Origin of the sequence: Phenylobacterium sp., from assembly GCF_030698145.1 — a bacterium.
Lineage (GTDB): Bacteria > Pseudomonadota > Alphaproteobacteria > Caulobacterales > Caulobacteraceae > Phenylobacterium.
The window spans coordinates 1-5,023 of record NZ_JAUYNW010000018.1 but is presented as its reverse complement, the minus strand read 5'-3'; the positions used below and the strand labels follow the sequence as shown (position 1 = coordinate 5,023).

Here is a 5,023-nt window from a genome sequence, read left to right as displayed (position 1 = left end):
TGATCGTCGAGGCGGAAATCGTAGAACAACTGCGGCGGAGCGTCTTGCGTCCCCATCATCGCCATGGCCTCCAAAGCCAACAACGACAAGGGAATCACGCTTCCAGGCACCGATCAACCGCCGACTAAATCAACAGTATCGACCCATTGCGGTCGTTCAGCGTGAGCCTTAACCTCTGTTTATGAAAGGGCCATCGGAGCAGCGCCTCAGCCGCACATTGGGATGCGTTTTCGCGCTCTCGATCGGGGCCTTCATTCTAGCCATCGTCAATGGCGGCCTTTGGCTGCTTACTGGAAGAGTTCCCAACCCTCAGGAAGACTGGGGGCTATGGCTCTTTGGGGCGGTCTTTATCGCCGCTCCATTTGGCTTCCTTGTGCTGAACCGCGTGAACGCGAAGACCCCTTGGATTACCGCCGTAATCCTTACAGTCGTGTTCTGGGGGTTCCTCTACGCAGTGACGTTCGAGCGCCCCTACGAGGCCAACAACATGGGACTATTGTTGCTGGTCCTCCTCTCTCCTCTCATCATAATCGCTGGGGCTTTTGCGGCCCATCGCGTGGCCAGAGGCCGTCTTTAGGAACGTCTTGTGTGGATGGCTCCCGCGTTGCAAGGCTCGATTTGATGTTTGGCGGCTGGGTCGGGTGCAGTCTTGTGTCCGGCCTGTTGATGCAGTCGTTTCGAGACTGCTGGCCCTGATGGTATCCGCGAGCTGGGTCCCACTCTGCTTTGCAGGCTTTGACGCCTTGGACATTCGGCGGGGTGTCTCAGCTCCCGGTCTGACCGGTTCGCCATCACTTCACATCGCGCTCGCAACCTCCGGAAGCTGGTCGTTGACGATCAGCTAAACCTCTATGCGGCGACGCCCTGAGGCGCGCGGTAGACGCCGCCGCGGGCCATGATCGACCAGGCGACACGGGCGGTGCGATTGGCTGCGGCGACCGTCACCACTCGAGCAGGCTTACGCGCCAGCATCGTCGCGATGCGCGGGTCGACCGCGTCGGGCCTTGTTCGTGCGCGGCGGATGAGTGAGGTCATGCCGACGACAAGCAAGCGCCGCAGATATCGATCCCCCATCCGTGAGATCCTCCCCATCCGCTCCTTGCCGCCGCTGGAGTTCTGCAGCGGCGTCAGGCCAAGCGAGGCCGCAAACTGGCGCCCGGAGCGGAAGCGGCCGGCGTCAGTGACCGACGCGGCGAGCGCAGTGGCGGAGATGAGGCCGACGCCAGGGATGGTGCTGAGGCGCTGCGACAGCTCGTTGGCGCGATGCCAGGCCAGCAGCTCCTTCTCCAGCGCCGTGAGACGGACCTGCAGATCGCCGATCTGGCCCGCCAGGCCGGTGATCACCCGCGCCGCCAGCTCGGGCACGTCCGGCGCAGTCCCCTGAGCAACCCGTGCAGCGAGGTCGAGCGCATGATGCAGGCCGCGCGCCATCTCGATCCCGAACTCAGCCAGAAGCCCCCGGATCATGTTGACCAGTTGCGTGCGTTGCTTGACCAGCAGATCGCGGGTCCGGTGCAATGCCAGGGCCGCCTGCTGCTGCTCGGACTTGATCGCCACGAACCGCATCGTCGGACGCGTCACCGCCTCGCAGATCGCCTCGGCGTCGTTGGCATCGGTCTTGCCGCGCTTCACGTAGGGCTTCACGTAGGCTGGCGGCATCAGCCGAACCTCGTGACCGAGCTTCCTCAGCTCACGCGCCCAATGGTGCGACGTCCCGCAGGCCTCGATCCCCACCAGGCAAGGCGGCGTGATCCTGAAGAACGGCAGAACCTGGGCTCGCCGCAGAGCCTTCCGCACGACCACGTTCCCGCTGGCGTCAACCGCGTGAACTTGGAAAACGCTCTTGGCCAGATCCAGGCCGATCGTAATAATCTCCATCTGGGTGGCTCCCTTCGCTCGTGGTTGTTTCGACAACTTCCACAAGTCTGGCACTCAGATGCCGTGAGCGGGAGCCATCCACCCCATCTGCTTTCCACCCAAAGCTGTCATACCGGTTTCGCCAAACCGGGATGACAGGCGGCGGAATGGGCCGCTAGACCCCAAGCACCTCCGCCAGCGCCGCGGCCACGTGGTCGACGTCTTCGTCGGCCATGCCCGGATAGAGCGGCAGGGACAGGCAGCGTTCGTACCAGGCGCTGGCGCCGGGCAGGTCGAGCTCGCCGTAGCGGGCGCGGTAATAGGGCTGGGTGTGGACCGGGATGTAGTGGACCTGGGTGCCGACGCCGCGGGCCTTGAGCGCGTCGACCACTTGGCGTCGCGTCTTTCCAGCGGCCTCGAAGTCGATCAGGGCGACCATCAGGTGCAGGACCGGATCGCTCCAGTCCGGACGGGTCGCAAGCTGCACCCGCGGGGCCAGGGGCGCCAGCGCCTCGCTGTAGCGCGCGGCCAGCATCCGGCGGCGGGCGGCGAAGCGGGGGAGCTTGGCGAGCTGGGAGATCCCGAGCGCGCAGAGGATGTCGGGCAGGCGGTAGTTGAAGCCCGGCTCCGGCATCTCGTACCACCAGGGATCGCCGCCCTCGGGGCGGATCATGCCGTGGCTGCGCAGGCGCCTCAGGCGCTCGGCCAGGCGCGCATCGTTGGTGGTGACCATGCCGCCCTCGCCGGTGGCGATGGTCTTCACCGGATGGAACGAGAAGGTGGCCATGGCCGAGTGGCGGCAGTCGCCGACCTTCTCGACGCTGTTGCCGAACGTCAGCGTGGAGCCGAGCGCATGGGGCGCGTCCTCCACCAGCACCGCCCCGGCGTCGCGCGCCAGGGCCTCGAGGCCCGGCAGGTTGGCCGTGTCGCCGCGCAGGTGGACGGGCAGGACCGCGCGGAGCCTGCGGTCCCCCACCCGAGTCAGGGCTTGCGCCAAGGTGTCGGCGGTCATCAGCCCCGTCTGCGGATCGACGTCGGCGAACACCACTTCTGCGCCGACATATCGCGCGCAGTTGGCGGTGGCGAGGAAGGTGATGGACGGCGCGATCACCACCTCGCCCGGCTGGACGTCGAGCGCCAGCATGGCCAGGTGCAGGGCCGCGGTGCCGTTGGCGCAGGCGATGGCATGCTTGGCGCCGACGACGTCGCAGAAGGCCGCCTCGAAGGCGTCCACCGTCGGTCCCGTGGTCAGGAAGTCGCCGCGCAGGGCCTCGGCGACCGCGGCGATGTCGTCGTCCTCGATGGTCTGGCGGCCGTAGGGGAGCAGGGACATGACGGCCTCCTAGGCCTTGGCGCGGGAGGAGTTCCAGGGCAGGGCCGCGATGGCCTCCGTTCCGAAATCGGGGTCGCCCGGATAGAGCGTCTCATAGACGTGGCGCACGAATTCAAGGTCCTCGGGCAGGTCGACCGTCCAGCGCAGGTGGCCAAGCGACGGCGTCCGCGTGATGTCGGCCAGCCGGAACCGGCCGGGCGTGGCGTAGAGATAGGGGGTCACGTGCTCGCGGTCATAGGAGCTGGTCGCCTCAAGGCCGGCGCGGCGCAGGGCCTGCGCCTTCATCACCTCGACGTCCAGACCGTGGGGATAGGTCTTGACCGCCATGTTCTCGGTGTAGTCGGCGCCGGTCGACAGATGCTTGTCGATGGTTTCGTCCAGCACCCGCCAGTCGGTCAGCGGGCAGTCGGCGGTGAGCCGCACCAGGGTTTCAGCCTCGGGAAAGGCGTCCAGGGCCTTGAGGAACCGGGCCAGGACGTCGTCCAACGGCCCGCGCACCACGTCGAGGTCGAGGCCGGCTGCGCAGGTCGCGAGCGGATCGTCGGAGGGCTCTTCGCTGGTGGCCACCACCAGGTGGTCCACGCGCCGGGAACGTCGCAGGCGCTCCACCTGACGGGCGATCATCGGCTGGCCGAGGACGGGCGCCATGACCTTGCCCGGCAGCCGCGACGACGACATCCGCGCCTGAAGGACGGCCAGGATCATCGGGCGTCCTAGTCGGTGGCCCGGCGGCGGCGGTCGCCCGGGCCGCGATCGTCGAGCAGGGCCAGCAGGCCCTCGCCCGAAAGCCACTCGTCATTGGTGTCGCTGGCGTAGCAGAAGCCCTCGTCGACCAGCGGATGGCTCTTGGCGTAGGCCTCGCGGGGATATTCCACGAAGGCCGGCTCGATGGCGTAGCGGTCGTCCAAGTCCACCGTCGTGCGCGCGTCATCCACCGAGATCATCATCTCGTGCAGCTTCTCGCCCGGCCGGATGCCGATGACCTTGATCGCCAGTCCCGGCGCCATGGCGGCGGCCAGGTCGGTCATCTTCATCGAGGGGATCTTGGGCACGAAGATCTCGCCGCCGCGCATCATGTCCAGCGAGGACAGCACGAAGTCGACGCCCTGGTTGAGGGTGATCCAGAACCGGGTCATCCGCGCGTCGGTGATCGGCAGCTCGGTGACGCCCTTGGCGATCAGCCGCTGGAACAGCGGAGCCACCGACCCTCGCGAACCCACCACATTGCCGTAGCGGACCACCGAGAACCGCGTGCCGATGTCGCCCGACAGGTTGTTGGCCGCCACGAAGGTCTTGTCGGAGGCGAGCTTGGTCGCGCCGTAGAGGTTCACCGGGTTGCAGGCCTTGTCGGTGGAGAGCGCCACCACCTGCTTCACCCGGTTGTACAGGCAGGCCCAGACCACGTTCTCGGCGCCCATGATGTTGGTGTGGATGCACTCCGAGGGATTGTATTCCGCCGCCGGGACCTGTTTCAGGGCCGCGGCGTGGATCACGATGTCGACGCCGCGCATGGCCAGCTGCAGCCGTTCGCGGTCGCGAACGTCGCCCAGGAAGAATCGCATGGCCTTGAGCGCCTCGGCGTCGAACTTCTCCGCCAGGTCGATCTGCATCTCGTGCTGCTTCAGCTCGTCGCGGGAATAGACGATCAGTTTCCGAGGCTTGGCGTCTTTGAGCACGGTCTCGATGAAGCGCCGGCCGAACGATCCCGTGCCGCCGGTGACCAGGATCACCTTGCCGTCGAGGTCCAGGGAAGTGGGTGCGAACCGGCCCAAAAGCGGCGCTCCTGAAGGGAAATGCGAATCTTCGCCGCACTCTCGGCCCCCGGACGTAAAG

At 66.6% G+C, this 5,023-nt stretch carries 4 protein-coding genes; all 4 read right to left on the bottom strand.

The features are described 5' to 3' along the window. Positions 1-849: 849 nt before the first annotated feature. The 4 genes from Q8Q77_RS02160 to pseB all read right to left on the bottom strand — a co-directional run bounded on the left by Q8Q77_RS02160 (position 850) and on the right by pseB (position 4,962). The gene (locus Q8Q77_RS02160; RefSeq protein WP_305580715.1) at positions 850-1,878 is read right to left on the bottom strand and encodes an IS110 family transposase; all 1,029 of its coding nucleotides are present in this window, start codon (positions 1,876-1,878) and stop codon (positions 850-852) included. Between the two features lie 154 nt (positions 1,879-2,032). Further along, positions 2,033-3,190 (bottom strand): UDP-4-amino-4,6-dideoxy-N-acetyl-beta-L-altrosamine transaminase, encoded by a 1,158-nt coding sequence (gene pseC / locus Q8Q77_RS02155; protein WP_305580713.1) that lies wholly within the window; start codon positions 3,188-3,190, stop codon positions 2,033-2,035. A 9-nt stretch (positions 3,191-3,199) separates the two neighbouring features. Then, entirely contained in the window at positions 3,200-3,895 is a 696-nt protein-coding gene (locus Q8Q77_RS02150; RefSeq protein WP_305580711.1) for a glycosyltransferase family protein, read from the bottom strand. Between the two features lie 8 nt (positions 3,896-3,903). Beyond that, the gene (gene pseB, locus Q8Q77_RS02145) at positions 3,904-4,962 is read right to left on the bottom strand and encodes a UDP-N-acetylglucosamine 4,6-dehydratase (inverting) (protein WP_305580709.1); all 1,059 of its coding nucleotides are present in this window, start codon (positions 4,960-4,962) and stop codon (positions 3,904-3,906) included. Between the last annotated feature and the right edge of the window lie 61 nt (positions 4,963-5,023).

Excerpts from the sequence above, each read along its gene's own strand:
- Q8Q77_RS02150 (WP_305580711.1), bottom strand. The coding sequence starts at position 3,895 with ATGATCCTGGCCGTCCTTCAGGCGCGGATGTCGTCGTCGCGGCTGCCG.
- Q8Q77_RS02160 (WP_305580715.1), bottom strand. The coding sequence starts at position 1,878 with ATGGAGATTATTACGATCGGCCTGGATCTGGCCAAGAGCGTTTTCCAA.
- pseC (WP_305580713.1), bottom strand. The coding sequence starts at position 3,190 with ATGTCCCTGCTCCCCTACGGCCGCCAGACCATCGAGGACGACGACATC.